Annotated in this window: 20 protein-coding genes and 1 pseudogene; 8 read left to right on the forward strand and 13 right to left on the reverse strand. The window is 71.4% G+C overall.

The features are described from left to right. Positions 1–48 precede the first annotated feature (48 nt). Positions 49–771, forward strand: a complete 723-nt coding sequence (locus ACZ5ON_RS25425; RefSeq protein ID WP_465597029.1) for a TetR/AcrR family transcriptional regulator — start codon at positions 49–51, stop codon at positions 769–771. An 80-nt stretch (positions 772–851) separates the two neighbouring features. On the opposite strand, the gene ACZ5ON_RS25430 is transcribed toward ACZ5ON_RS25425, so the two are convergent. The 5 genes from ACZ5ON_RS25430 to dacB form a co-directional block, all read right to left on the reverse strand. Further along, on the reverse strand, positions 852–2,225 hold the full coding sequence (locus ACZ5ON_RS25430) for a M20/M25/M40 family metallo-hydrolase (protein WP_465597031.1): 1,374 nt from the start codon (positions 2,223–2,225) through the stop codon (positions 852–854). A 46-nt stretch (positions 2,226–2,271) separates the two neighbouring features. Continuing rightward, the gene (locus ACZ5ON_RS25435) at positions 2,272–3,216 is read right to left on the reverse strand and encodes an ABC transporter permease (protein ID WP_465597034.1); all 945 of its coding nucleotides are present in this window, start codon (positions 3,214–3,216) and stop codon (positions 2,272–2,274) included. Beyond that, positions 3,209–4,135 carry an ABC transporter permease gene (locus ACZ5ON_RS25440; RefSeq protein WP_465597037.1) on the reverse strand — a complete coding sequence of 309 codons (927 nt, stop codon included), beginning with the start codon at positions 4,133–4,135 and terminating at the stop codon, positions 3,209–3,211. The genes ACZ5ON_RS25435 and ACZ5ON_RS25440 overlap by 8 nt, the downstream gene beginning before the upstream one ends. 58 nt (positions 4,136–4,193) lie before the next feature. Further along, positions 4,194–5,819, reverse strand: a complete 1,626-nt coding sequence (locus ACZ5ON_RS25445) for a peptide ABC transporter substrate-binding protein (RefSeq protein ID WP_465597040.1) — start codon at positions 5,817–5,819, stop codon at positions 4,194–4,196. A gap of 115 nt (positions 5,820–5,934) precedes the next feature. After that, complete coding sequence (gene dacB / locus ACZ5ON_RS25450; protein WP_465597043.1) at positions 5,935–7,473, reverse strand: D-alanyl-D-alanine carboxypeptidase/D-alanyl-D-alanine endopeptidase; 1,539 nt, start codon at positions 7,471–7,473, stop codon at positions 5,935–5,937. Between the two features lie 209 nt (positions 7,474–7,682). Between dacB and ACZ5ON_RS25455 the strand changes: the two genes are divergently transcribed. Next, positions 7,683–8,225 carry an LppU/SCO3897 family protein gene (locus tag ACZ5ON_RS25455; RefSeq protein ID WP_465597046.1) on the forward strand — a complete coding sequence of 181 codons (543 nt, stop codon included), beginning with the start codon at positions 7,683–7,685 and terminating at the stop codon, positions 8,223–8,225. Positions 8,226–8,283: 58 nt separating this feature from the next. Then, positions 8,284–9,258: an LppU/SCO3897 family protein gene (locus tag ACZ5ON_RS25460; protein WP_465597049.1), complete on the forward strand. Its 975-nt coding sequence runs from the start codon at positions 8,284–8,286 to the stop codon at positions 9,256–9,258. A gap of 89 nt (positions 9,259–9,347) precedes the next feature. On the opposite strand, the gene ACZ5ON_RS25465 is transcribed toward ACZ5ON_RS25460, so the two are convergent. Next, positions 9,348–11,054, reverse strand: coding sequence for a flavin monoamine oxidase family protein (locus tag ACZ5ON_RS25465; RefSeq protein WP_465597051.1), 1,707 nt, complete (start codon positions 11,052–11,054; stop codon positions 9,348–9,350). Positions 11,055–11,829: 775 nt separating this feature from the next. On the opposite strand from ACZ5ON_RS25465, the gene ACZ5ON_RS25470 reads away from it, so the two are divergent. From ACZ5ON_RS25470 to ACZ5ON_RS25485, 4 genes are all read left to right on the forward strand, one after another. Next, positions 11,830–13,035 (forward strand): cytochrome P450, encoded by a 1,206-nt coding sequence (locus ACZ5ON_RS25470; protein ID WP_465597054.1) that lies wholly within the window; start codon positions 11,830–11,832, stop codon positions 13,033–13,035. 330 nt (positions 13,036–13,365) lie between these two features. Further along, complete coding sequence (locus ACZ5ON_RS25475; protein ID WP_465597057.1) at positions 13,366–14,421, forward strand: type III polyketide synthase; 1,056 nt, start codon at positions 13,366–13,368, stop codon at positions 14,419–14,421. A gap of 213 nt (positions 14,422–14,634) precedes the next feature. Further along, positions 14,635–15,636 (forward strand): DUF1259 domain-containing protein, encoded by a 1,002-nt coding sequence (locus tag ACZ5ON_RS25480; RefSeq protein WP_465597060.1) that lies wholly within the window; start codon positions 14,635–14,637, stop codon positions 15,634–15,636. A gap of 212 nt (positions 15,637–15,848) precedes the next feature. After that, positions 15,849–16,616, forward strand: coding sequence for a VOC family protein (locus ACZ5ON_RS25485; RefSeq protein WP_465597063.1), 768 nt, complete (start codon positions 15,849–15,851; stop codon positions 16,614–16,616). A gap of 52 nt (positions 16,617–16,668) precedes the next feature. Here ACZ5ON_RS25485 and ACZ5ON_RS25490 read toward each other — a convergent pair. The 7 genes and pseudogenes from ACZ5ON_RS25490 to ACZ5ON_RS25520 all read right to left on the reverse strand — a co-directional run. Next, positions 16,669–16,941 (reverse strand): annotated as a pseudogene (locus ACZ5ON_RS25490) (arylamine N-acetyltransferase); the annotation flags it as partial. 150 nt (positions 16,942–17,091) lie between these two features. Next, a complete protein-coding gene (locus ACZ5ON_RS25495; protein WP_465597161.1) occupies positions 17,092–18,819 on the reverse strand; it encodes an IucA/IucC family protein in 1,728 nt (575 codons plus the stop codon). Positions 18,820–18,905: 86 nt separating this feature from the next. Next, a complete protein-coding gene (locus tag ACZ5ON_RS25500; RefSeq protein ID WP_465597066.1) occupies positions 18,906–19,481 on the reverse strand; it encodes a GNAT family N-acetyltransferase in 576 nt (191 codons plus the stop codon). Next, complete coding sequence (locus ACZ5ON_RS25505) at positions 19,478–20,776, reverse strand: lysine N(6)-hydroxylase/L-ornithine N(5)-oxygenase family protein (RefSeq protein WP_465597069.1); 1,299 nt, start codon at positions 20,774–20,776, stop codon at positions 19,478–19,480. Before ACZ5ON_RS25505 ends, ACZ5ON_RS25500 begins: the two co-directional genes overlap by 4 nt. 38 nt (positions 20,777–20,814) lie before the next feature. After that, a complete protein-coding gene (locus ACZ5ON_RS25510) occupies positions 20,815–22,353 on the reverse strand; it encodes a pyridoxal phosphate-dependent decarboxylase family protein (RefSeq protein WP_465597072.1) in 1,539 nt (512 codons plus the stop codon). A 247-nt stretch (positions 22,354–22,600) separates the two neighbouring features. After that, positions 22,601–23,455: a siderophore-interacting protein gene (locus ACZ5ON_RS25515; protein WP_465597075.1), complete on the reverse strand. Its 855-nt coding sequence runs from the start codon at positions 23,453–23,455 to the stop codon at positions 22,601–22,603. 3 nt (positions 23,456–23,458) lie between these two features. Beyond that, complete coding sequence (locus ACZ5ON_RS25520) at positions 23,459–24,511, reverse strand: ABC transporter substrate-binding protein (RefSeq protein WP_465597078.1); 1,053 nt, start codon at positions 24,509–24,511, stop codon at positions 23,459–23,461. A 124-nt stretch (positions 24,512–24,635) separates the two neighbouring features. Between ACZ5ON_RS25520 and ACZ5ON_RS25525 the strand changes: the two genes are divergently transcribed. Further along, on the forward strand, positions 24,636–25,700 hold the full coding sequence (locus ACZ5ON_RS25525; protein WP_465597081.1) for a FecCD family ABC transporter permease: 1,065 nt from the start codon (positions 24,636–24,638) through the stop codon (positions 25,698–25,700). The last annotated feature ends 51 nt before the right edge of the window (positions 25,701–25,751 follow it).

Here is a 25,751-nt window from a genome sequence, read left to right on the forward strand (position 1 = left end):
TACGGCGGCTGCGCAAGGCCGGCAACGAGCGAGGGCGGGGGACTGCTGATGAGTGACCAACCGAGCGCGGGGGTCCGACTGCTCTGGGGTCCGCACCCGAAGCCTTCGCGCGGCCCCAAGCCCGCCCTCAGCCTGGAACGCATCGCGGAGGCCGGCGTCGAGATCGCCGACGCGGAGGGGCTGGGCGCAGTCTCCATGCAACGGGTCGCCGGGCTGCTCGCCTTCACCAAGATGTCGCTGTACCGGTACGTGCCGGGCAAGGCCGAACTGGTCGCGCTGATGGTGGAGACCGCGATCGGCGAGCCTCCGGCGGCCGGTACGGCGGACGGCGGGTGGCGGGAGCAACTGGCCGACTGGTCCAGCCGGTTGGCCGAGGTCTTCTTCCGACACCCCTGGCTGCTGGACGCCACCGTCGGCCCGCGCGTCCCGGGGCCGAGGGAACTCGCCTGGATGGAACGGGCACTCGCGGCACTGGACGGCACCGGCCTCACCGGCGCCGAGCGGCTGGACTCCGTGGCACTGCTCGTCGGCCATGTGCGCGGCATCGTCCTGCAGAGCCGCGCGGCAGGCGCGGCGAGCGGCCCGGAGGTGCAGTTCCTCGCCCCGCTCGCCGAGTTGATGCGGACCCACGGCGCGAACTATCCCGCGCTGACGGCCGCGCTCGCCTCCGTCGCCGAGGTCGGCGGGCAGGACCAGGCCCTGGACTTCGGCCTGGACCGGATCCTCGACGGCCTCGGCGTCCTGATCACGCAGCGTACGGACGGGGCCTGACCTCCGGACGCAACGCTGCGGGGGCGGTCGCCGACCGCGCGATCGGCCTCGCCCCCGCGATCGGCCGCCCGCCCGGGGGGTCAGTACGTCCCGAGGAAGCGGTCCAGGACGCGGAGCCCGAAGCCGAGGCCCGCCACCGGGACCCGTTCGTCGACGCCGTGGAACATCCGCTGGTAGTGCAGGGCGGCGTCGAGACGCAGCGGCGCGAAGCCGTAGCAGTCGATGCCCAGTTGGGAGAAGGTCTTGGCGTCGGTCCCGCCGGACATCAGGTACGGGACGGGGTGCCCGGCGGGGTCCTCGGCCCGCAGTGCGGCGGCCATCGCGGCGAAGGCCGGGCCGGTGTGGTCGCCGGTGGCGGCGTCCTCCAGGTTGATGAACTCCGTCGTCACCCGGGGTCCGAGGAGTTCCGTCACGGTGGCCAGGTACTCCTCCCGGGTGTCTGGCAGGAAGCGGCCGTCCACCAGCGCCCGGGCGGTACCCGGCATCACGTTGATCTTGTGGCCGGCCTGCAGGACGGTGGGGTTGGCGGAGTTGCGGACGGTGGGGGCGAAGAGGTCGCCGGCCCGGCCGAGGCGGGCGGCCTCGGCTTCCAGCCGGTCGCGGTCGATGGTGGTGCCCAGGATCCGTTCGAGCTCGCCGAGCAGGGCCTCGACCGGCGGGATCAGCCGGGTGGGCCAGGGGTGGGCAGCCAGCCGGGACAGGGCGTGGACCAGGGTGGCGACGGCGTTGTCGGCGGCGGCCCTGGAGCCGTGCCCGGCGGGGCCGGCGGCGGTGAGCTGCATCCAGGCGGTGCCGCGCTCGCCCAGCGCGATGGGGTAGAGCCTCAGTTCGGCGCCGTCCGCGCCGGGCTGCGGCCGGACCGGCACCGAGAAGCCCCCGGACTCCCCGATGGCCTCGGCGCAGTCCGCGAAGTGGTCCCGGTGCTGCGCGGCGACGAAGCGCGAGCCGAGCTCGCCGGTGGTCTCCTCGTCGGCGAGGAAGGCGAGCACCAGGTCCCGGCGCGGGCGGCGGCCGGTTCTGGCCCAGGAGCGCACCAGGGCGAGAGTGGTGGCGACGGCGCCCTTCATGTCCACCGCTCCCCGGCCCCACAGGCAGCCGTCGTGCAGCTCGCCGGAGAGCGGGTGCCGGGACCACTCGGCGGCGTCGAACGGCACGGTGTCCAGGTGCCCGTGGACGAGCAGCGCCGGGCGGCCCGAGTCGGTGCCCGTGACGCGTGCCAGCACACTGGCCCGGCGCGGCGCCGACTCGGTGATCAGCGCTTCGATCCCGGCCTCGGCGAGCCGGGCCGCCACGTACTCGGCGGCGGCCCGCTCACCCGGCCCGCTGTCGTCGCCGGGGTTGGTGGTGTCGATCCGCAGCAGGTCCTGGCAGATCCGGACCACGTCGGCGCCGGCGTGTGCGTCGTCCGGGAACGAGATGTCTCCGAGGACCGAGGAGGGCGGGGTGATGGTCATCGACGTGCTTCTTTCGGGTGCGGTGGAGAGCCGGGCGCGGCAGGGGTCAGCGCAGCTTCGGGTCGTAGGCGTCGCGGACCGCGTCGCCGAGCAGGATGAAGCTCAGCACGGTCGCGGACAGGAACAGCGCCGGGAAGAGCAGCAGGTGCGGGAAGTCGAGGAAGTAGCTCTGCGCGGCGTTGAGTTGCAGCCCCCAGGAGAGCGCGGGGTACTGCAGTCCGACGCCGAGGAAGTCCAGGGTCGCCTCCCCGGAGATGACGTTCCCGATGTTGAGCATGGCCACCACCACGACCGGCGTCACGGCGTTGGGCAGGATGTGGCGGACCATCAGCCGCAGCGGTCCCGCCCCGGTGGAGCGGGCGGCGTGCACGTACTCGGCGTCCTTCAGCGCGATCACCTGGGCGCGCATCACCCGGGTCATGGTGGTCCAGCCGAGGCCGACCAGGACGAGTGTCATGGCGCCCAGTCCGTGTGAGGGGAAGGCGACCAGGATGACGGTGGCGCCGAGGACGAACGGCAGGCCGAAGAACACGTCGGTGACCCGGGACAGCAGGGAGTCGACCCAGCCGCCGTAGAAGCCCGCGAGCAGCCCGAGCAGCACGGACAGCAGCAGCGCGCCGCAGGTCACCGCCAGTCCGATGAGTAGCGACGGGCGGCTGCCCCGCACCACCTGGGCGAGGTAGTCGCAGCCCTGCAGGTCGAACCCGAAGGGGTGGTCGAGGCTGGGGCCGACCCGGGAGTCGGTGAGTTCGCAGCGTCCGCTGTCGTGGGTCAGCAGGGCGATGAACGGCCGGGGTAGGGCAGCCATCAGGACGATCAGGAGCACCACGCCCGCGCAGAGCGCGACCAGCGGACGGGAGCGCAGTTCGCGCCAGGCGTCCGAGGACAGCGAGCCGGAGGCCTTCCGCTCGCGCGGCTCGGGTGGGCCGGCGGGCGGTGGCAGCAGGCCGTCGACGCGGGGGGTGCCCGGGCCGTCGTCCAGGTCAGTCATGGCGGATCCTTGGGTCGAGTACGCCGTACAGGACGTCCACCACCAGGTTGGCCAGGCAGAAGACCAGGACCAGCACGGTGGTGATGCCCACCACCGTGGGCCCTTCCCGAAGCTGGATGGACTGGAACACCTGCTGGCCGATGCCGGGCAGGTTGAAGATGTACTCGGTGACGACGGCCCCGGCCATCAGCGAGCCCAGTTCGACGCCGAGGAACGTCACCACCGGAACGAGCGAGTTGCGAAGGGTGTGCAGGACCACCACCCGGCGCCGGCTGAGGCCCTTGGCCTCGGCGGTGCGGACGTAGTCGGCGCGGAGGTTCTCCAGCAGCGAGGAGCGGGTGAGCCGGGCGACGTAGCCGACCCCGAACGAGGCCAGCACCAGCCCGGGCAGGACGTACGCGGCGGGCCAGCCGTCCTGGTCTCCGGAGACCGGGAACCAGCCGAGCCGGACGCCGAGGATCAGCTGGGCCAGGTAGCCGACGATGTAGACGGGTACGGCGATGGCCAGTGTGGTTCCGGCGAGGACGATCCGGTCCGCCCATCCGCCGCGGCGCAGTCCGGCCAGCACGCCGAGCGCGATGCCGAGCACGGTCTCCAGGAACCAGGCGGTGAGCCCTAGCCGTACGGTCACCTGCCAGCGTCCGGCGAGGACGTCGGCGACCGGTTCGCCGGTGAAGGTCCGGCCGAGGTCCCCGGTGAGCAGCCCGCCGAGGTACTTGGCGTACTGGACGGCCAGCGGGTCGTCCAGGTGGTAGCGGCGGTGCAGTTCGGCGAGGACGGCGGGCGGGACCTGGCGGTCGCCGGCCAGGCCCTGGATCGGGTCGCCGGGCAGGACGAAGACGAGCGCGTGGATCAGGAAGGTGGTGGCCAGCAGTACGGGTACGGCGTACAGCAGCCGGCGGGCGACGAACCGTCCCATCGGACCTCCGTTTCTGGTGTCTCGCTTCTCGTTCCGGCTCCCTCGGGGGGCCGCGGCGTCAGTGGCGTACGGTCACCCTGTCCAGGTGCAACCCGGCGACGTACGGATCGGTCACGATGTTGCCGACCCGGCTGCTCCAGACGGACTGGTCCTGCCAGTTCCACAGCGGGATCAGCGGCAGTTCGGCGAGGGCGATGTCCTCGGCCTGCTGGTAGTAGGCGATGCTCTGCTGCCGGGTCGGGGCGGCGTCCCCCTTCGCGAGCAGCTCGTCGAAGCGCGGGTTCCGCCAGCCCATGCGGTTGTCGTGGTCGTAGAGGCCGGCCAGGTAGTTCTGCATGCTGGGGTAGTCGATGACCCAGTTCTGCCGGTAGGGGCCGGTGGTCTTCCGGCTGTTGAGGATCGGGCCGAGGTCGGCGGCGGCCATCTTGCGGAAGGTGATGTCCCGGATGCCGAGGTTCTGGCGGAGTTCGTTGGCGACCGCGGTCATCCACTGTTCGTACGTGGGGTCGGAGTTGGCGAAGTAGAGCTCCATCGGTCCGCTGAATCCCCCGGCGCGGTCGAGGAGTTCCCTGGCCTTCGCCGGCTGGTAGCCGCAGGTCTCGCCGCAGGCGCCCGCCCGGTGGCCCGGGATCATCGCGGCGACCACCGAGTCGGCCGGGGTGTGCACCTCGTTGTAGATGGCCCGGGTGATGCCCCTGCGGTCGATGGCCATCGAAATGGCGCGGCGTACATCGGGGTTGGCGTAGCGGTGGTCCCACAGTGGCAGGCCGAGGTAGTCCATGGTGCCACTGGGCCGGACCGAGTAGCGCTTGCCGAAGGTGCGCTTGGCCTCGTAGGCCCGGGCGGCCGGGACGGTGCTCATGAAGTCGAGGTGTCCGGCGCGCAGTTCGGTGAAGGCGGTGTCCTTGCTGGTGAAGATCCTGAAGTGCACGGCGTCGGCCGTCGCCGGGCGGGTGCCGGTGTAGGAGGCGGCGCGCACCAGGTCGATCCGCTGGTTGTGCTGCCAGTCGCCGTCCATCGCGAAGGGGCCGTTGCCGACCGGGTGCCGGTCGTAGCCGTCCGGGTCGGTGAACGCGGCCCTGGGCAGCGGTGCGAAGGCGGGGAAGGCCAGCAGCATCGGGAACTGGCTGAACGGGGCGGCGAGGGTGACCTGGAGGGTGGTCGGATCCAGTACGCGCAGGCCGGAGAGGTGGTCGGTGGCGGGCCGCCGTCCGTCGGCGCGGTTGAGGGCGGCGTAGCCGTCGATCTGGGCGAAATAGGAGTTGGTCGTCCAACCGTTGGGCCCGTAGGCAGCGGCGTCCCAGGCGTCGGCGAAGCTCTGTGCGGTGACCGGTTCGCCGTTGTGGAAGGTGGCCCCGGCGCGGAACCTGAGGGTCCAGACCCGCTGGTCGGGAGACTGCACCGAGGTCGCGGCCTGCGGGATGGCGTGCCCGTCGCCCGGGTCGAGGGCGACCGGGGTGTCGAACAGGCCCTGGAGGACCTGGAGTGCGTAGCTGCTGGTGGTCCGGCCGGGAGTGAGGTGGTCTGGTTCGGTGAGGCCGACCGAGAACGCGCCGCCGGGCACCTGCGGGACCGGGCTGTCGTCACCCTCCCCGGCGCGGGTGCACGCCGGCACCGCGAGCAGGACCAGTGCCGCCAGCAGAGCTGCGGTGCGGACGGATCGGTGGTGCGGCATCGTCGTCATGGGAATCCGTTCCGGGTGAGAACAGCCGCGGGGTGGACGGGTGTGCGAACGACCGGGCACTTCGGTAGACACTTCCCACCCGCCGACCGTGCGACTCCCCGACAGGGCGACCGGGTCAGTCCCAGTCGTGGGGAGCGCGGCCGCGGTGCTCGCCGGCGGCCGCCCGGGTGCGGTCGCCGAGCAGGCGCAGGACGAAGGCGTCGATGACCGGGCGGGGGCCGGCGCCGGCGAAGTTGTTCAGCAGGACGGTGAAGACCAGCCGGTGCCCGTCCGGGCGGTCCAGGTAGCCGGCCAGCGCGTCGACCCCGGTCATCGAGCCGGTCTTGGCGTGGAGCCGACCCTGGGCCGCGGTGCCGCGCAGCCGGCCGGCGAGGGTGCCGCCGACCATCCGGCGAGGGTCGCCGGCCACCGGCAGTGCGTCGTACCAGGTGTTGAACCAGGGTCGGCTGCGGGCGAACTCCAGTAGCCGGCACAGCCGTTGGGCGGTCATCAGGTTGTGCCGGGACAGACCCGAGCCGTCGGCCTGGCGGGCGGGGGTGACGTCCAGTCCGTTGCGGTGGACGAAGGAGGTGATCTGGTCGAGCCCGGCGGACCAGCTGCCCGATCCCGCCCGCACCCGGCCGATCTCCTTGACCAGGTGCTCGGCGATGCCGTTGTTGCTGAGCTTGAGGAAGGGCACCAGCAGCGCGGACAGCGGCGCCGAGTCATGGTGTGCGAGGACCGCGGCGTCCGCCGGGGCGCGGCCCGCCCGTACCTGGCCCCGTACGGTCACTCCGTGGCGGGTGAGGGCGGCGGCGAAGACGGTGGCGGAAACCTGTGCCGGGTTCTCCACGGCGACCCACTCCTCACTGGTGCCGCCGTCGGAGGGAACGCTGCCGGTGAGGACGAGGTCGTTGGTCCCGGGCTGCCTGCCGACGTCCACGCTGCGCTCGCTGCCCGCCGAGCCGGTGTCGATCCGGCCGCTCAGCCGCACCGGGGCCTCCTGGGGGGTGAGCCGCACCGCGGCGGGCAGGCCGGCCTGCCCGCCGGGCGTCAGGGTGAGCCGGACGGTGCCCGGGTCGTAGTCGGTGTCGGTCGCCAGCGTGAGTGCGGAGATCTGCGGGCTGTAGTAGGCGGCCTGGTCGTCCCAGGCCCAGTTGGGGCCGAGCGGCACGCCGTCGTAGCGGGAGGCGTCGGCCAGCAGGGCACCGGAGACGGTGGTGATACCGGAGTCGGCCACCCCGCGGGCGAGCGTGTCCAGGTCGGCGGGCAGCAGGCTGGGGTCTCCCCCGCCGCGCAGGACCAGGTCGCCCTCCAGCCTGCTGCCGGCGTGGCGGCCCGCCGCGAGCACGTCGGTGCCGAAGCGGTGGCCGGGGCCCAGCAGTTCGAGGGCGGCGGCCGCCGTGACGGTCTTGAGGGTGGAGGCGGGCAGCAGCAGCGCGCCGGGCGAGCGCCGGTAGAGCACCTGGCCGGTAGCGGTGTCGGTGACCAGAGCGGAGGCCTGAGCACCGGTCAGCCGCTCGTCCTCGAACAGCCGGTCCAGGTCGGCGGAGAGCGCTTCCGGTGCCGCGGTGCGGGACCTGCCCTCGGCCAGCGGCCCCGAGCCGGTGAGCAGCAGGGCGGCGAGAACGGCGGCGAGCGGCACGCACAGCCGCCGTACCGGATGGCTACGCACAGGACCTCCACAAGGCGGGTGGGCGACCACCACCTTGGCGCCGGGAGGCCGCCGTCGCGGCTGGTGACACGCCTGCGGCCGGAATTCCCCCGTTCGGAGTAAGGCCCGTGGTCCGGGCCGCGAGGGTGCCCGTTCTGACTGACCCGCCGTCGAGTCGCTAAGGTACGTCAGCACTCGTGTCTACCAGTCACCACATCGGGGGAAACACCGTGGCTACTCCGCCACCACCCAATCCGTTCGGAGGCCCGCCACCCGGCGGCCCTCCCAACCCGTACGCCGCCACCCCGCCGGCCGCGCCGTTCGGACAGCCGCCGCAGCCGGGCCCCGGGGCACCGGGCTTCCCGCCGCCGCCCGGCACGTACCCGCCGCCCGCGCCGGCCGCCCAGGAGAAGCCGCGTACGGGGTGCGGGCTCTGGGTGCTGTGGGGTGCCGTCGGCCTGGTGGTCCTCGTGGCCATCGTTGCGATCTTCGACAACAAACCCGAGAAGGCGCGCGTCGGCGAGTGCGTGACCAATCCCGGCAGGGGTGTGTTCGCCAAGGTCAACTGTTCCTCCGCCAATGCGGAGTTCGTCGTGACCAAGCACTACAGCGGCACCTCGACCCTCTCCTGTGTGCTCAGCAGCGCCGCCAGCAAGTCCTACAAGGGCACCAGCCGCGTGTTCGGCATCAGCAGGCACTACGTCCTGTGCCTCGGTCCCCACCGGCCCGGCGACCCGACCCCGTCGGTGACCAAGCCGCAGTACTTCCACTGAGCGCGCCCGGCCCGCAGCACCAGCTTCCGCACCGTCACCAGCCAACAGGATCACAAACGTGAGCTCGCCCTACCCGCCGTCCAACCCCTACAACTCCGCGCCCCCGCAGCCGGCTCCGGGCTACGCGCCGCCCCCGCCGCCCCCCGGCGGCTACGGCTACCCCGCCGCGCCCCCGCCGGCCGGTGGCTACGGCTACCCGGCCGCCCCGCCGCAGCCCGGCCCGTACGGCGCCCCGCCCCAGCAGCCGGCACCGTACGGTGCGCCCGGCTTCGCCCCGCCGCCGCCCGGCGGCCTCACCTGCCGCTTCTGCGGCGGCTTCCCTGCCGTGGACGTCACCGTCCGGGGCCACCAGGGCATCATCGTGATCATGCGGTTCCTCCGGCAGCCCGGTCCGTACTGCCACACCTGCGGTATCGCGATGGTGCGTGACATGTCGGCCCGCTCGCTGGTGCAGGGCTGGTGGAGCTACTGCTCGGGCATCATCAACATCATCACGCTGCTGCGCAACCTGGGCGCCTACAACAAGATCAAGGCACTGCCGCCGGCCGCGCCCGGTCCGCTCGGGCCGCAGCTCAACCCGGGCGTTCCGCTGACCAAGCGTCCGGCGATGCTGATGCTGCTGTTCCCGGTCCTGTCGTTCGTCCTGGTCTTCGCCCTGCTGCTGATCGGCGCGCTCGCGGACAAGCACACCACCACGGACTACCCCTACGGCGGCAGCGGCTCCAGCTCCGGTTCCGCGTCCGGGTTCAACCCGCAGAACGGCGACTGCCTGCACAACGACGGGACCAGCTTCACCCCCAAGATGAAGGTGGTCGACTGCTCCGACCCGACCGCCGAGTTCAAGGTGGAGTCTCGGGTCAACGGCACCACCGACGACCACACCGCCTGCGAGGCGTACCCGGACGCCGAGAACACCTTCGTCCACATGGAGACCGGCAGCAACTACGTGCTCTGCATGAAGCCCACCAAGCCCGCGGACGGCGGCGGCGCCTCCTCCGCCCCCTCCGCAGCAGCTCCCTTCGGCAGCTCCTGACGGCCGGTGGCCCCGGCCGCCCTCCGGTCCGAGGACCGCGAGCGGCGGCCGGGGCCACGGCTTTTCCGGAACGTGCCCGCCGGAGCGGGTCAGAACGTGCCCTGGGTGAGCGCCACGCTGTCCGGCACGGCGACCACCTCGGGGACGGTGAGCGGAATGAAGCCGAGCATCTGCTGGGTGACGAAGTGGGCCGACATCATGGCGCCCTCCTGCCAGCCCGGCAGCGGGGAGACCTGGTCGCCGGTGACGTAGAAGACGTCACCGCCCTCGGGCTGGAGAAGCTGCCGGTAGGCCTCTTCGTGGTCCGAGTTGCCCGGCTCCCAGTGGGCCCAACCGCCCAGCTGGTAGGGGACCTTGTGCCAGGCGATGGTGACGCCCTTGCTCACCGGCACCAGGTCGTCGTTCTCGAACTCGGGGTGCAGCTCGATGGCGCCGTCGCGGGCCCGCGCCAGCCGCTCGTTGACCGGCAGGTCGCCGAGCTCCTTCGCCTCGTCGCCGAAGTTGTAGGCGCCGGTCAGGGTGCCCTTCTCGGTGAAGTAGTCGTTGGAGGGGTACCACAGCTGGGTGATGTTGTGGGACGTCCAGCTGATGCCGCCGTAGATGCCCTCGAGGTCGTTGTCGCCCTCGAAACCGCCTTCCCAGAAGCGCTTGTTGGCCTGCCAGCCCACCTTGCAGGTCTTGTCGAACTCGACGACGTCGATCGCGGCCTCGAACTCGTCCGAGAAGCCGTCCCGGCCGATCTGCTTGAGCACCGGGATCGGGATGTTGCTCACGCAGTAGCGGGCCTCGGTCTCGTACGCCTCGCCGTCCTTCCAGTAGGTCACGGTGACCCCGGGCCCGTCCGGGTCGATCTCGATGTCGGTGACCTCGGCCTCCAGCAGGATCTCCGCACCGGCCAGCCTGGCCTCGCGGGCCAGCGCGTCGACGATCTTGTCCATGCCGCCCACGGGCTGGAACATCGTGGCCTGCCACAGGTAGTCCACCGGCTGGTAGAACCGGGCCCGCCAGAAGCCCGACTCCACCAGGTCCTCGAAGTCCAGCGGCGGGGCCGGCTCCGGGAACGGCTCCTCGATCTCCGGGTCGTACAGGTACCCGGAGCGGGTGGAGCCCTCGTACTTGCCGTTGGTGTCGAGCTTGCCGAACGCCCGCAGCAGGTCGCGCAGTTCACCGGTGAACCGGTCCTTGCTCACCAGCGTCTCGGCCAGCTTCGCCGCGACGTACCCGCGGGTGTCGTTGGCCACCCGGCGGTTGGGCCAGGTCACGCCGAGCCCCGCGGGCCGGACGAGGTTGGCCGTGGTCTCCATCACGTACGGTTCGAGCGCCACCTTGAAGTCCCGGCAGTACTTCAGCACCCGGCGGTGGTGGTACGGGATGCGGCCGGGGCCGAGGTTGAGGTACAGCCCGTCGTCGAAGCGGCAGGTGTGGGTGTGGACGATCTCGCCGGTCTCGTCGTCGATCTCGTAGAGCTTGTCGCCCTTGCGGGCGGTGCGGTTCCGCCCGCCGACCCGGTTCTGGGCCTCCAGGACGGTGCAGTCGAAGCCGAGCAGGCTCAGCTCGTAGGCGGCGGTCAGACCCGCGACGCCGGCGCCGAGGATCAGGACCTTCTCCCCCGGTCTCGGCGGCGGGGCGATCTCCAGCGGACCTGTCCACCCGGTCGCCGCCGGGCCCGTGCCGCCGATCATGGCCTGGTACAGGGCCTTCGCCGCGCCGCCCTGGGGCGCGGCCGCCGACGCGGACGGGCCGCTCTTCTTCCTGCTGGTCTTCTTGGCCGGCTTCCTGGCCTCTTTACTGGTCATCGGGTGCCCTGTTCTGGTGGTGGTGTGGATCGTGGCCCGGGTGCCTTCGGCGGCCTGGCCGGCATATCCGCGGGGCCCCGTGACCGGTTCGTGCCTGCCACGAGCCGGGGCGGCCCGGCGGCGCTGCGACGGGAACGGACGGCGCTGGGCCGGGACGGGGGCGAGGGTGTGCGAGGACGGGGCCACCGTCGGGGCCGGCGTGCTGCCGATCTCCCGGACCGAGGACGCGCTGACGGCCCGGGGCGCGCCCGCACCCGCGTACAGAACCCCGCACAGTCACACCCCTCATGAGGATCCGTATGCGAAGCCCGAAACTACCGGCCGCACCCCGGATTCCCCCGCACCACCCCACGCTCGAACGGGTGATTCCCCTCAACCAGCCGTGGCGGTACGGACGTTCCGTCCGTCGCCGGGAGCGGGGCGCCGACACACCGGCCGGATCCCGTCCGGCATTCGTGAACAACCGTACTGCGCACGGCAGTTGTGGATCGTGGAGAGTCAGCTGGGGGTCATGCGACCGCTCCGCGGAGAGATCATCGGCGGGTCCGTCCCGGGAGGCCCCGCCGTTCGGGTGGCGGGGCCTCCCGGGTGCACGTCCGTCCGCTCCGCCGGCACCGATAGGGACGCAGCCGCGGTCGGGCACTGATCAGCACGGATGAATTACCGGGGGTACCGGGCCCCCTCCGGTGTGCCCGGCCGACCGATCGGGTACCGGTGCCAGGTCCATCCCGTCCGTCTCCCGATCCAGCCCGCACAGCCCAGACCGGAGATCCTCATGTCCACCGGAGCCAGCGCACGGAACTGCCCATTCGACTTCGCCGAGGCCCTCGAGTTCGACCCGACGCTCAGGGAGCTCATGAACGACGCACCAGTCTCCCGCATCCGCCTGCCCTACGGCGACGGCGAGGCGTGGCTGGTCACCGGCTACGAGGACGTGCGTACGGTGACCACCGACCGTCGGTTCAGCCGCCACGCCGTCATCGGCCGGGACTTCCCGCGGATGACCCCCGAGCCGATCGTCCAGGCCGAGGCGATCAACGTCATGGACCCGCCGGCCAGCAGCCGCCTGCGCAGCCTGGTGTCCAAGGGTTTCACGCCCGCCAACATCGAACGCATGCGGGTCCGCACCCAGCACGTGGTGAACGGCCTGCTGGACGCCATGACGGAGCACGGCACCCCGGCCGACCTCATGGAGCACATGGCCCACCCGCTGCCGCTGATCACCATCTGTGAGGTCCTGGAGATCCCCGAGCCCGACAGCGCACAGCTGCGTGCCCACGCCCGGACCATGATGAACGTCAGCCTGGAGAACAAGCCCGACGCGGTCCGGGCCAAGGCCGACCTGCGGGCGTACTTCGCCGACCTGACGGCGCAGCGGCGCAGGAACCCCGGCGAGGACCTGATCAGCGCGCTGGCCACGGCCCGTGACGGGGACGAGCTCCTCGACGACCAGGAACTCACCGTGATGGCCATGGTCCTGCTGATCACCGGCCAGGACACCACGACGTACGAGCTCGGCAACCTCTCCTACACCCTGCTCACCCGGCCCGACGTGCTGTCCGTGCTGCGCGAGCGGCCCGGGATGCTCCCGCAGGCGCTCCAGGAGATGCTTCGCTTCATCCCGTTCCGCAAGGGCGTCGGCATCCCGCGGGTTGCCCTGGAGGACGTCGAGCTGAGCGGGGTGACGATCCGGGCGGGCGACATCGTGCACGTCTCCTACCTGACCGCCAACCGGGACGGCAGCAAGTTCGACCGGCCCGACGAGCTGGACCTGGACCGGACCAGTCCGCCGCACATGACGTTCGGCTGGGGCGCGCACCACTGCCTCGGCGCTCCGCTCGCCATCACCGAGCTCGAGGTCGCCTTCGGCACGCTGCTGGAGCGCTTCCCCCGGATCGCCCTGGCGAAGCCCGCCGAGGAGATCCAGTGGAACACCACGTCGATCTGGCGCTATCCCCTGGAGCTGCCGGTGACCTGGTGACGGAGGCCGCCACGGCTGGGGAACACGGTCGGCGAGGCTCCGGCGGCAGCACGTGTCGGCCCGCACACCCGGTGGGTGTGCGGGCCGACATGCGCGTTCGCCGCGGTCCGCTTAGGCTGGGTTGACCTGGCCCGAGCCGACTCGTGGCCGGCGAGACCGCCCGCACAGCGAGCATCCGATCCTCAACTGTCGGCCCGCCTGCCTTCCTCTGGTGAGTCCCACCGCCGCGCCACCTCCGCGCGTCCGGTCCGCAGCGGCTGCCGCCGACTGGTGAATCCCCCCGATCCCCCTGGGTCGCACGGGAGCACCGCCCGTCAGGAGGAAATCCCCATGGCAGTTCTGTGCAAACCGGCGATTGCTGTCCCCGACCATGTCATCACCAATGAGGAGACCCTCGACCTGGCCCGGAGGCTCCATGGCGACCATCCGCAACTGGAGCTGGCGCTACGTCTGATCAAGAACACCGGAGTGCGGAAACGCCATCTGATCCAGCCGATCGAGGTGGTGCTGGAACACCCGGGCCTGGACGAGCGGAGCCTCGTTTTCGAGGCGGAGTCCAAGGCCCGCGTCCCGGCCGTGGTGTCCAGAGCCCTCGACCAGGCCGAACTGGAACCGCAACAGATCGACTTGATCGTGTACGTGTCCTGCACCGGCTTCATGATGCCGTCGCTCACGGCCTGGCTGATCAACAAGATGGGTTTCCGGTCGGACACCCGGCAGCTGCCGATCGCCCAGCTCGGCTGTGCTGCCGGCGGTGCGGCCGTGAACCGGGCGCATGACTTCTGCGCGGCGTACCCCGACGCCAATGTACTGATCGTGGCCTGCGAGTTCTGCTCGCTCTGCTACCAGCCCACCGACCTGGGCGTGGGATCGCTGCTGTCCAACGGCCTGTTCGGCGACGGAATCGCCGCCGCGGTGGTCCGGGGCGAGGGCGGCACCGGGATGCGCCTGGAACGCAACGCCTCGTACCTCATCCCCAACACCGAGGACTGGATCTCCTACGCGGTCCGCTCGACCGGCTTCCACTTCCAGCTGGACAAGCGGGTGCCGGGGACGATGGAGCCCCTCAGCCCTGCGCTGCGCGCACTGGCCGAGCAGCACCAGTGGAACGTCGGCAAGCTCGACTTCTACATCATCCACGCGGGCGGTCCCCGCATCCTGGACGACCTGAGCCACTTCCTGGAGGTGCCGTCCGAGGCGTTCCGCTTCAGCCGGGCCACCCTGACCGAGTACGGCAACATCGCCAGTGCGGTCGTGCTCGACGCCCTGGCCCGGATGTTCGACGAGCAGTCGGCCCTCGACGGCCACCACGGGCTGCTGGCCGGCTTCGGCCCGGGCATCACCGCCGAGATGTCCCTGGGCAGTTGGACCGCCCCGGAGGACTGAGCCCTGGCGCACCGCAGGCAGCGGAACGCCGCTCCTGGGGGAGCGGGATGCCCCTCGACCGGGCATCCCGCTCCCCCGGGCCTTGCCACCGCGCGCATCTGACGATCCATCACATTGCGCTGGTCGCTCCGGAGGGTCACCTGCACCCCCACCGCCGTGGCTACGACGCGGGAGGTCGTTCCTGTGTTTGCATCGGCCCCTGGAGGTGTGCCTGTGACAACCGGAGACGACTACCGCGAGAAGCCCACCCGGACCGGTGTACCGCGACGCCGGCTGCTCGCCACGGCCGGGCTGACCATGGGTGGCCTGGGACTGGCCGCCTGCTCCGCATCGACCGACCACCACGACATGGGCAAGGGGCGGCAGCTCAGGCCGGTACCCACCAGCGAGGAGCACTGGAAGGACGTCGTCAAGGCACTCGGCCGGCCGGGGAACCTCATCCGCGGGACGTACCATCACACGCCGTTCCCGCGCGGCGACCTGCATCTCGTCTCCCGTGGCGTCCCCGTCAGCACGGGGCTGGCACTGGGCTCGCACGCGTCCTTCGTCCGGTACGACGACGGCGTGGTGATGCTGATGGGCGACCTGGTGGTGACCGAGGGCGAGCTGCAGGGGATGACCGATGCCCTGCAGGCCCAGGGCATCGCGCAGACCGCCATCCACAAGCACCTGCTGTCGCACACCCCCGAGGTCTGGTGGACCCACGTCTGCGCCCACGGCCACGACGCCGGGGACCTGGCGCGCGGCCTGCGCGCCGCGCTCAACCACACCGCCACGCCGGCGCACGTCGCGGCCGCCGCTCCGCCCAAGCCGCTCGACCTGGACACCGCCGGAATCGACGCTGCGATGGGCGCCAAGGGCACCAACAGCGGCGAGGTGTACACCACCGTGTTCGTCCGCCGCGAGACCATCGTCAACGACGGCCGCGTGCTTCCGCCCGGTCTCGGTGCGACCTCGGCCTTCAACTTCCAGCCGCTGGGCGGGGGTCGGGCCGCCCTCAACGGAGACCTCGTCATGGTCGCCGGCGAGGTCCAGCGGGTGCTCTCGGCGCTGCGGCACGGCGGGATCGAGATCATCGAACTCCACAACCACGGCCTGACGGACGAACCGCGCCTCTTCTTCACCCATGTCTGGGCAGTGGGCGACGCCGTCGCACTGGCCAAGGCGGTCCGTCCCGCGCTCACCGCCACCAACGTCGCCGCCGCCTCCACCTGAGCCCGGGCCGGCGGCCGCTCCCCGCCCCTGCCCCGACCCGGCACCAGAGGAGATCGAGCAGGGCACCCTGGAGTGGCCGGAGGTCGGCGACTGACCCCTCGGCCCGGCGCAGCGGTGCCGCCCAGCGGTTGCAGTGGGCCCGCGGCCGGGCCGACGCTGGCTGAGGGGCGCGAAGACGCGTCCCGGGAACCTCGGCGTTAAGGACGCAGACCATGTCCAGGATCACCACTTACCGCGAGGGCGTCCCGTGCTGGACCGACCTCACGACGCCGGACGTCACCGCCGGCAAGCAGTACTACGGCGAGCTGTTCGGCTGGAAGTACGAGGACACCGGCGAGGCGGGCGGCGGTTATCAACTGGCCACTCTGCACGGCCTGCGCGTCGCCGGCATCGGTCCCCGGCAGCCCGGGGACCAGGCCCCGCCCAGGTGGACGGCCTACCTCGCGGCCGACGACGTCGACCAGGTCGCCACCAGGATCCGGGAGGCGGGCGGCACCGTGCTGATGGAGCCGACGGACGTGATGGACCAGGGCCGGATGGCGATGGCCGCCGACCCGGCGGGCGCGGCTTTCGGCCTCTGGCAGGGCAAGTCGCACGGCGGCTCCGGACTCGCCAACGAGCCGGGCACCTTCACCTGGAACGAGAACCTGTCCACCGACCCGGCCACCGCCCGGACCTTCTACCAGCGGGTCTTCGGCTACGAGTACGAGGCCATACCGGACATGGACTACACCGTCGCCAAGGTGGCCGGGAACCCGGTCGGCGGCATCGGTGATCAGCCGTCGGGTGTCCCGGCGGGCGCGCCGTCGTTCTGGAACACCTACTTCTCGGTAGCCGACACCGACGGGAGCTGCTCACGGGTGGTCGAGCTCGGCGGCCGGGTCGAGGTCGAGCCGTTCGACACCCCCTACGGCCGGGTGGCCGTCGTCCGGGACGACGTCGGTGCCGCCTTCTGCCTCATCTCGCAGCCGGAGAAGTAGCGTGCGGCGCCGCACGCCGTCCGGGGCGGAACCGTCCGGGGCGGGGCGGCGGTCACTGTCCGGGGAGCGTCGGGATCCGGTCCAGTTCCAGGCCGAAGTGGTCCCGGTGGGCGGCGAGCAGCGCGGCCTCGGAAAGCTCCTCCTCGTGGCGCTCCTCCGCGACGGTGGTGACCAGGGTGCGACCGGAGAGCGTGATCCGGCCGCGCTCGGTGAGGCGGGAGCAGACCAGGGAGCGGCTGAAGTGCGACTTCGGGGAGGTGCGCTGCCACCAGCAGGTGGGCTCGAAGTCGGCCAGCACGCGCGGGCGTTGTTCGAGACGGTACTTGCGAGGGGATCGCCACGTTCAGGACGGTGTTGTCGAGTACCGCAGCGAACTGGGCGAGGCAGATGACGGCGAGGATCGCCCACCGGGCCGGGGACCGGGTCTGTCCGGTCCCCGGCCCGCCGGTGGTGTCGGTGGTGCCAGTGGTGAGCGTCACGGCGTCGGGGCGAACCGGGCGATGGGATTGCGCAGGGTGCCGACCAGCTGGAGGGCGCCGGACGGGTCCGCGAGGTCCACCATCTGCTGGTTGTTGCGCAGTTGCAGCCGGTTGAGGCAGGAGAGCGGGAACTCCTCGGCGAACAGGTCGTACCTGGCGAGGCGGTCGGCGAGCTTCGGGACCGAGGCCCGGTAGTCGGCGGCGCACTCGGCGACGGTGCGCCAGAAGGTGTCCTCGTCCAGGGTGCCCTCGCCCGCCAGGATGGCGTTGAGGTAGCGGAAGAAGCAGTCGAAGACGTCGGTGAAGACGGAGAGCAGCTTCATGTGCTCCGGGACGTCGGCCCTGATCCGCGCGACCTGCGGGGGCAGGTCGGCGTCCGGGTTCATCACCACGATCTCCTCGGCGATGTCCTTGAAGATCGCGCGCTCTACCGTGCCGTCGGCTTCGAGGACCAGGATGACATTCTCGCCGTGTGGCATGAAGGCCAGGTCGTGGGCGTAGAAGCTGTGCAGCAGCGGCGTGAGGTAGGCGTCCAGGTAGCGGCGCAGCCACACCTCGGGGGCGAGTCCGGACTGCTCGATGAGCGCGGCGGCCAACGAGCGGCCCTCGCGGTCGGTGTGCAGCAGGCTGGCCATGGTGGCCAGCCGCTGCCCGGGCCGCAGGCTGGGGACGGGACTCTCCCGCCAGAGCGCGGCGAGCATCTTGCGGTACGGGGAGTACCGGTCGGTGGCGGCCTCGTACTGGGGGTGGCGGTAGCCGATGGCGGCCCGTTCGCGGATCACCGTCAGCCCGGTGGCGCGCAGGATCCCGTCGCCGGCGATCAGTTCGGCGAGCCAGTCGTTGATGGCGGGGGTGGCCTCCATGTAGGCGGCCGAGAGTCCGCGCATGAAGCCCATGTTGAGGACCGAGAGGGCGGTCTTCACATAGTGCTTCGAAGGGTCGGTGGTGTTGAAGAAGGTGCGGATGGACTGCTGGGCCAGGTACTCGTCGTCGCCGGGGCCGAGGCAGACGATCCGCCGCTGGGCGACCTCGGCGGCGAAGGTCACCGAGAGCTTGTTCCACCACTGCCAGGGGTGGACGGGCAGCAGGTGGTAGTCGGCGGGGTCGAGGCCGAGGGAGGCCATGGTGCCGGCGAAGCGGCCGAGTGTTTCCTCACCCAGCTCCTGCCCGATGAGGGTGTCGTAGTCGAGGTCGGCGCAGGAGGTGAAGGTGGAGTGGTCGCGGTGGGTGGCGAGCCAGATCAGCCGGACCGGGCGGGCGGCCTCGGGCGCGTAGGCGTGGTACTCGTGGATGCCGAAGCCGATCCGGCCGTTGTTGGCGACGAAGCCCGGGTGGCCCTCGGTCATCCCGGTTTCGATCGCCTGGAAGCCGGCCTTGGCGAGTTCGGCGGCGCTGGTCTCCGGCTTGCCGAGCTTGTAGGCGCTGCCGGCGAGGGTGGAGGCGATCTCCTCCAGGTAGACCGGCAGGATCTGCGGGGCGAGGCCGAGGGTCTCTTGCAGCTCGATGATGAAGTCGGTTGCGTCGAGCGGGAGTTCGGCACCTTCGCGGTGCCGGGTGATGCTGCCGGCATCGATCTGCCAGTGGTCGAGGGAGAGCAGCCGGGCGGTGAAGCGGTACTCGACGGTGCCGTCGTCGCTGCGGACGCCGTACCGGCCGTCGGCCTGCTGCCGCGGGGTGAGCAGCCGCTCGTGGGCGAACTCGGCGAGCGCCTTGCGGACCAGCATCCGGTTGGCCAGGGCCCAGAGCTCCGGCGTCAGATGGGCGACGGCGTCGATCGGGCCCGGGGTGCGGGGGTCTGTCCCCGGAAGGTTCAGCACGGGGTCTCTCCCTGGGCGGCGGCGAGGAACTGCTCGCGGGTGCAGACGCTGAGCAGCGCCTCCTTCTCGGGCTTGGTGACCGGGCCGACCACCTCGAAGCCGACGGCGGCGTTCAGCGCGTGGACCGCCGTGTTGCGGACGTCCGGTTCGACCACCACGCGGCGGGCGGCCGGATCGGTGAGGACGAACGCCATCACGGTGGTGATCACGGCCCGGGTGAAGCCGTGCACCGGGTGGTCGGTGGGCGCGCAGAGGAAGTGCATGCCGACGTCTCCCGGCTGGGCGTCGTACAGGCCGACGAGTTCCAGCCGGGCCGGGTCGTAGCGTTCGACGAGGAAGGCCGCCTCGCCGTCGACCAGGCCGATGTAGGCGTCGTGGTACGGGTGTTCGGCTATCTTGCGGTACTCGCTGCGGACCTCGGACACCTCGGCGTCCTGCATCATCCAGAACGCCGCCTTGGGGTGGGTCACCCAGCCGTGCAGCAGCTCGGCGTCGGCGTCGGGGTCGAGCGGGCGCACCGCCATGGTGCCGAGTCGCGCGTCGGTGCGGGAGAAGAGGATGCCACTCATGCGACCAGCCCCTCCGGCGCGCCGAACTCCTGGAAGGCGATCGACTTCTCGATCGGGTAGACCTCGCGGCCCAGCAGCTCGCGGATGATCCAGGAGTTGCGGTACGGGCCCATGCCCAGGTCGGGTGAGGTGATGCTGTGGGTGTGGGTGCCGGCGTTCTGCAGGAAGATCTCGCGGCCCGTGGTGTCGATGCTGTAGTTGCGGGCGACGTCGAAGCGGCCGTGCCCGTCCCAGCGGATCCGCTCGTGCAGCGGCGCGAGGAAGGCAGGGGTCCGGTAGCGGTAGCCGGTGGCCAGGACGAGTCCGTGGGTGGCGAGGCGGAAGTCCCGGTCCTGCTCCTCGTGGCGCAGTCCGAGGGTGTAGAGGCCGGCCCCGGGGTCGTGGACGGCGCTGTGCAGCGCGGTGTTGGTCATCAGCCGGGTGGGCACCGGGCCCTTGACGCTCTTCTGGTAGAGCAGGTCGAAGATGCCGTTGATCAGGTCTGCGTCGATGCCCTTGAACAGGCCCTTCTGTTCGGACTCCAGCCGGTGGCGGGTGTCCTCGGGGAGGGCGTGGAAGTAGTCCACGTACTCGGGCGAGGTCATCTCCAGGGTGAGCTTGGTGTACTCCAGCGGGAAGAACCGCGGTGACCTGGTCACCCAGTTGAGCCGGTAGCCGTGGGCGTCCATCTCGGACAGCAGGTCGTAGTAGATCTCGGCGGCGCTCTGGCCGCTGCCGACGACGGTGATGCTCTCCTTCGCCTGCAGCGCCGCCTTGGCCTCCAGGTAACCGGAGTTGTGCACGGCGTCGCCGCCGAGGCCCTGGCAGGCTTCGGGAACGTACGGCGGGGTGCCGGTGCCCAGGACGAGGTGCCTGGCGCGGTACGTGGTGGTCTCGGCGGTGCCGGGCCGCACCGCGTGGACGAGGTACACGCTCCCGCGCGGGTCGTACTCGACCGAGGTCACCTCCTGGCCGAAGCGGATTCCGCGCAGCTTGGCGGCGGCCCAGCGGCAGTACTCGTTGTACTCGCTGCGCACCGGGTAGAACATCTCGCGGATGTAGAAGGGGTACAGCCGGCCGGTCTCCTTGAGGTAGTTGAGGAAGGAGTACGGCGAGGTCGGGTCGGCCAGGGTGACCAGGTCGGCCATGAAGGGGGTCTGCAGGGTGGCGGACTCCAGCAGCATGCCGGGGTGCCAGTCGAAGTCCGGCTTGCTCTCCAGGAACAGGCCGTTCAGCTCGTCGAGCGGCTCGGCCAGGCAGGCCAGGCCCAGGTTGTACGGGCCGAGCCCGATCCCGATGAAGTCGTAGGTGGTCATGCGCGAACTCCGGGGTGGGTGTCGAGGGTGGGCGGGGGTCAGCCGGCCTGGCGGCAGAGCTCGGGGACGGCCTTCCGACTCAGGTAGTCCTCGGCGTGGCCGGCCAGCAGGTCGAGGACCTGGGCGATGTCCGCGAGCGTGGTCTCGGGGTTGAGCAGGGTGAACTTCAGGTAGTGCCGGCCGTCCACCTTGGTTCCGGCGACCACCGCCGCGCCTGAGGTGGCCAGCGCCTCGCGGGCGAACAGGTTGGCGTCGTCGGCGAGTTCGCGTGCCGGCCCGGCTTCGGGCAGGTAGCGGAAGACCACGGTGCTCAGCTGGGACCTGGTGACCACCTCGAAGCGCGGGTCCTCGGTGAGCAGTTCCCAGGCCTGCGCGGCGCGGTCGACGACCTCGTCGAAGAGTTCGCCGATCGCGTCGGCGCCCATGATGCGCAGGGTGAGCCAGAGTTTGAGGGCGTCGAACCGGCGGGTGGTCTGCAGGCTCTTGTCGACCTGGTTGGGGATCTTCTGCTCGGCCATCCGGGCCGGGTTGAGGTAGTCGGCGTGGTAAGTGGCGTGACGCAGCACGGCGGCGTCGCGGACCAGCAGGGCACTCGAACTGACCGGCTGGAAGAAGGACTTGTGGTAGTCGACGGTCACCGAGTCGGCCCGCTCGATCCCGTCCAGCAGGTGCCGCCTGGTGCGGGAGGCGAGCAGTCCGCAGCCGTACGCGGCGTCCACGTGCAGCCAGGCGCCCGCGGCGGCGCACAGGTCGGCGATCTGCGGCAGCGGGTCGATGGAGCCGAAGTCGGTGGTGCCGGCGGTGGCGACCACGGCCATCACCGTCAGGCCCTCGCGGCGGCAGCGGTCGAGTTCGCGGGCGAGGACGGCGGGGCGCATCCGGCGGTCCTGGTCGGTGGCGACCGGGATGACCGCGTCCGGACCGAGGCCGAGGAGCTTCGCGGACTTCTGGACGCTGAAGTGGCCGGCCGCGGAGGCGAGGATGCGCAGCTCCGGGAGGAGCTCGGCCCTGGTCGGCGATGTGTCCGAGCCGGCGGCGGCCCGGGCGCAGGCCTCCTCGCGGGCGAGCAGCAGGGCGTGCAGGTTGGACTGGCTGCCGCCGCTGGTGAACACGCCGTCGGCGTCCTGGCCGAGGCCGATCCGCTCCGCGGTCCAGTCGATCAGCCGGCGCTCGATCAGGGTGCCGCCGGCGCTCTGGTCCCAGGTGTCGAGCGAGGAGTTGACGGCGCTGAGGACGGCCTCGCCGAGCAGGGCCGGGATGACCACCGGGCAGTTGAGGTGTGCCAGGTAGCGCGGGTGGTGGAAGTACACGGCATCCCGCAGGTAGACGTCCTCCAGCTCGGCGAGGGCGGCGGCGGGGTCGTGCAGCGGCTGTTCCAGGTCGACGGCCGATATCTCGGGTGCGAGCCGGTCGGGGGTGGTTCCACTGAAGGGGCGTTCGGTGCGGGCGATCCGGGCGGCCACCCGGTCGATCCCGGCAGTGAGCGAGTGCCGGTATCCCTCCACCGTACGGCCGTTGAACAGGTGCTCCCTGGCGCCTGCCGGCCGGGCCTCGACGGGGTGTCCCTGGAAACTCATGAGTGGTCCTCAACAGTCGCTGCTGCCATTACTTAGGTAAGCCTATCCTAATTTTTACCAAGAGTTCGACCACGTCCGTGATGGATCGTCACGATTGACCGACTCGGCGTCAGACATGCGCGAGGGGCGCCGCGCGGGCAACCCGCCGCCACCGCAGCAGGGTTGCCCACACGGCGCCCCTCGGAAGAGAACCAAGCTTGGCCTTGAACCCCTCAGAGAAACGATCTCGGTGGGCTTCAAGGCCAAGCTAGGCTCGTGCCTCGGTCCGGAGATCCTCCTCGGACGCGCCCTTGCGCCAGTAGCCGGAGAAGTTGACCAGCCGCCGGTCGATCCCCAGCTCGCCCACCAGGTACCGCCGCACCGCCTTCACCAGGCCGGACTCTCCGGCGATCCACGCGTACGGCGAACCGTCAGGGAGTTCGGCCGCCCGGACCGCGTCCGGCAGTGCGCTCCGGCCGTTGCGGATCAGCCAGGTGACCTCCACCTCGCCCGCGCTCGGCAGGTCCTGGATGTCCTCGGGACTGGGGACCTCGATCCACACCCTGGCCCTGGCCCCGGCCGGCAGCCATTCCAGGATCCCGCCGACAGCGGGCAGGCCGGTCTCGTCGGCGACGAGCAGCACCCAGTCCGTACCGGACGGCGGACGGAACCCGACACTGCGGTTCTCCGCCACCGCCGGGCCCAGCAGGCAGACCCGGTCGCCCGCCGACGCCCGCGCGGCCCAGCGGGCCGCCGGCCCCTCCGCCGCACCGGCCGCCGGCCCCTCGGCGCCGTGCAGCGCGAAGTCCACGTCCAACTCGGCGAGTTCGGGCCGCTGCGCGCGGATCGTGTACGAGCGCATCACCGCCCGCCGCTCCGGGTCGATGGCCCGCCAGTCGGCGTACCAGCTCTCGCCGAACCGCGCCGGCACCACCGGCTCGCGCTGCCCGGGGCGCGGCAGGAAGAGCGAGAAGCTCTGGTCCCGGCCGCCCGAGGCGAAGTCCTTCAACTGCTCACCGCCGAAGGTGATCCGTGTCATCGTCGGTCCGAGGCGGCGGGTGCGCACCACCTCGGCGGCGAAGAGCCGGAACTGCGAGGTCACCGGGGCGAGTTCGGTCGTCATCGGTCAACTCACCTTCTTGGCACTCTCGATGGCCTTGGCCAGGCTCTCCAGCAGCGGCGCGGCACCCGCGTAGGAGAACCGTGGCACCGAGTTCCACGGGGTGATCTGCCCCGCCCGGACGGCGGGCAGCTGGGACCAGGCGGGCTTGGACACGAGGTCGGACGGCTGCAGCGCGGTGTTGCGGTCGTCCAGCAGGATCAGGTCCGCCGGGTACTTGCCGGCGTTCTCCCAGCTGAGGCTCTCGAAGTAGCCGCCCTCGTCCAGCTTGTCCGGGACGAGCAGGTCCACGCCGAGTTCGGCGAAGTACATCAGATCGGTGCTGATCTTCGGGTTGGAGGCGTAGAAGACGTCCGAACTGCCGGACGCGGCGAGCACCCTGAGGCCGCCGTTCGCCTTGGCCGCCTTGCGCACGCGCTCCGCCGCCGCCTCGAACCTCACCTTGGCGTCGGTGACCTTCCTTGCGCCCAGGTCCGCGCCGAGCGAGGCGGCGAGCTCGGCGTAGCGCTTGATCGGCTCGGTCATCGGCACCCGGGCGGTGGCGATGGCCACGCTGGGGGCGAGCTGGAGGATCTTGTCCTTGCTCTCGTCCGGGACGTACCAGAGCGCGCCCGGGTTGTACATGTGGGTCACCAGCAACTCGGGCCGCAGGCTCGCGTACTTCTCGATGCTGAACTCGCCCCAGACGTTGCCGAGGACCGCCACCTCGTCGACGTCGAGGTCGCCGGCCTGCGGATCGGGCTTGCCGTCCGCCAGCTTGGTCTCGCCGAAGACGCCGACGATCTGCCGGTCCAGACCGAAGTCGACCAGGGCGGCCGCCGTACCGGTGAAGGCCACGATACGGCTGGGGGTGCTCTTGGCGGTGACCTCCTTCTTCCGGTCGTCGGTGAAGGACCACGGGCCGAGGGATCCGCCCTTCGCATCGGGCGAGTCCTTCCCTTCCGAGCTCGAACTCCCCTTCCCGCCGCAGGCGGTGAGCAGGGCGCCGACAGTGGCAGCACCGCCGGCGGCCAGCAGGCCGCGACGGGAGAGGCGGGCGGAGGTGGTGGAACGCGGCATGACGGACTCTCGCTCGTGTGATTGAAATACGGTCAGAACCAGACGGCAGGATTAGGTTAACCTAACCTAAGTCCCTGTCCAGCGGGAGTGCCCGTCACCTCCCCGTCCGCTCCGGAGCCCTCCTGTGTCTGCCACCACGTCACATCAGGTCCGCCGGGACCCGGAGACCCCGCAGTCACCTCGCGGGCGCCCGCCGGGTCGGCGCAACACGGTGCGGGCCGCCGGACTGCTCGGCTGCCTGCTCGCCCTGCTCCTGGTCCTGCTGCTCAGCGTCGCCTTCGGCGCCAGGCAGCTCTCACCCGGCGAGGTCTGGCACGGGCTCTTCGACAGCGACTCGCCCGGGTACACCGCCGTCCACCGGATGCGCCTGCCGCGCACCCTGCTCGGACTGCTGGCCGGCACCGCCCTCGGGCTGGCCGGCGGCATCATGCAGGCGCTGACCCGCAACCCGCTCGCCGACCCCGGGCTGCTGGGCATCAACGCCGGCGCCTCGGCCGCCGTCGCCGCCGCGACCACCATCCTCGGCGTCACCGGCTTCACCGGCTACGTGTGGTTCGCACTGGCCGGGGCCGCCCTGGTCTCGGTCCTGGTCTACGCGGTCGGCGGCGGACGCGGCGCCACCCCCGCCCGGCTGGCCCTCGCCGGCTCCGCGCTCAACGCGGTGCTCTACTCGTTCGTCAGCGCCGCGATGCTGCTCGACACCGCCTCACTGGAGCAGATGCGGTTCTGGACGGTCGGCTCGCTCGCCAGCGCCCAGCCGGCCACCATCGCAAGGCTGCTGCCCTTCGTCGCCGCCGGAGTGCTGCTCGCCCTCGCCCTGGCCCGGCCGCTCAACGCCATGGCCCTCGGCGACGACTCGGCCCGCGCCCTCGGCGCCCGGCCCGCGCTGGTCCGGGCCGCCGCGATCCTGGCCGTCACCCTGCTGTGCGGAGCGGCCACCGCCGCCTGCGGCCCGATCGTCTTCGTCGGCCTGATGGTCCCGCACCTGGTACGCGCTCTCACCGGCCCGGACCTGCGTTGGCTGCTCCCCTACTGCGCGCTGCTCGCCCCCGTCCTGCTGCTCGGCGCCGACGTGCTCGGCCGCCTGCTCGGCCGGCCGGGCGAACTCCAGGTCGGCATCGTCACCGCCGTCCTCGGCGGCCCGTTCTTCCTCTACTTCGCCCGACGCGGAAAGGTGGCGCGAGCATGAGCGGACGCGAACTCTCCATCAGAAAAAGCGCGTTGACCTCGCACTCGACGG

The sequence above is a fragment of the Kitasatospora sp. NPDC032150 genome, assembly GCF_055579945.1.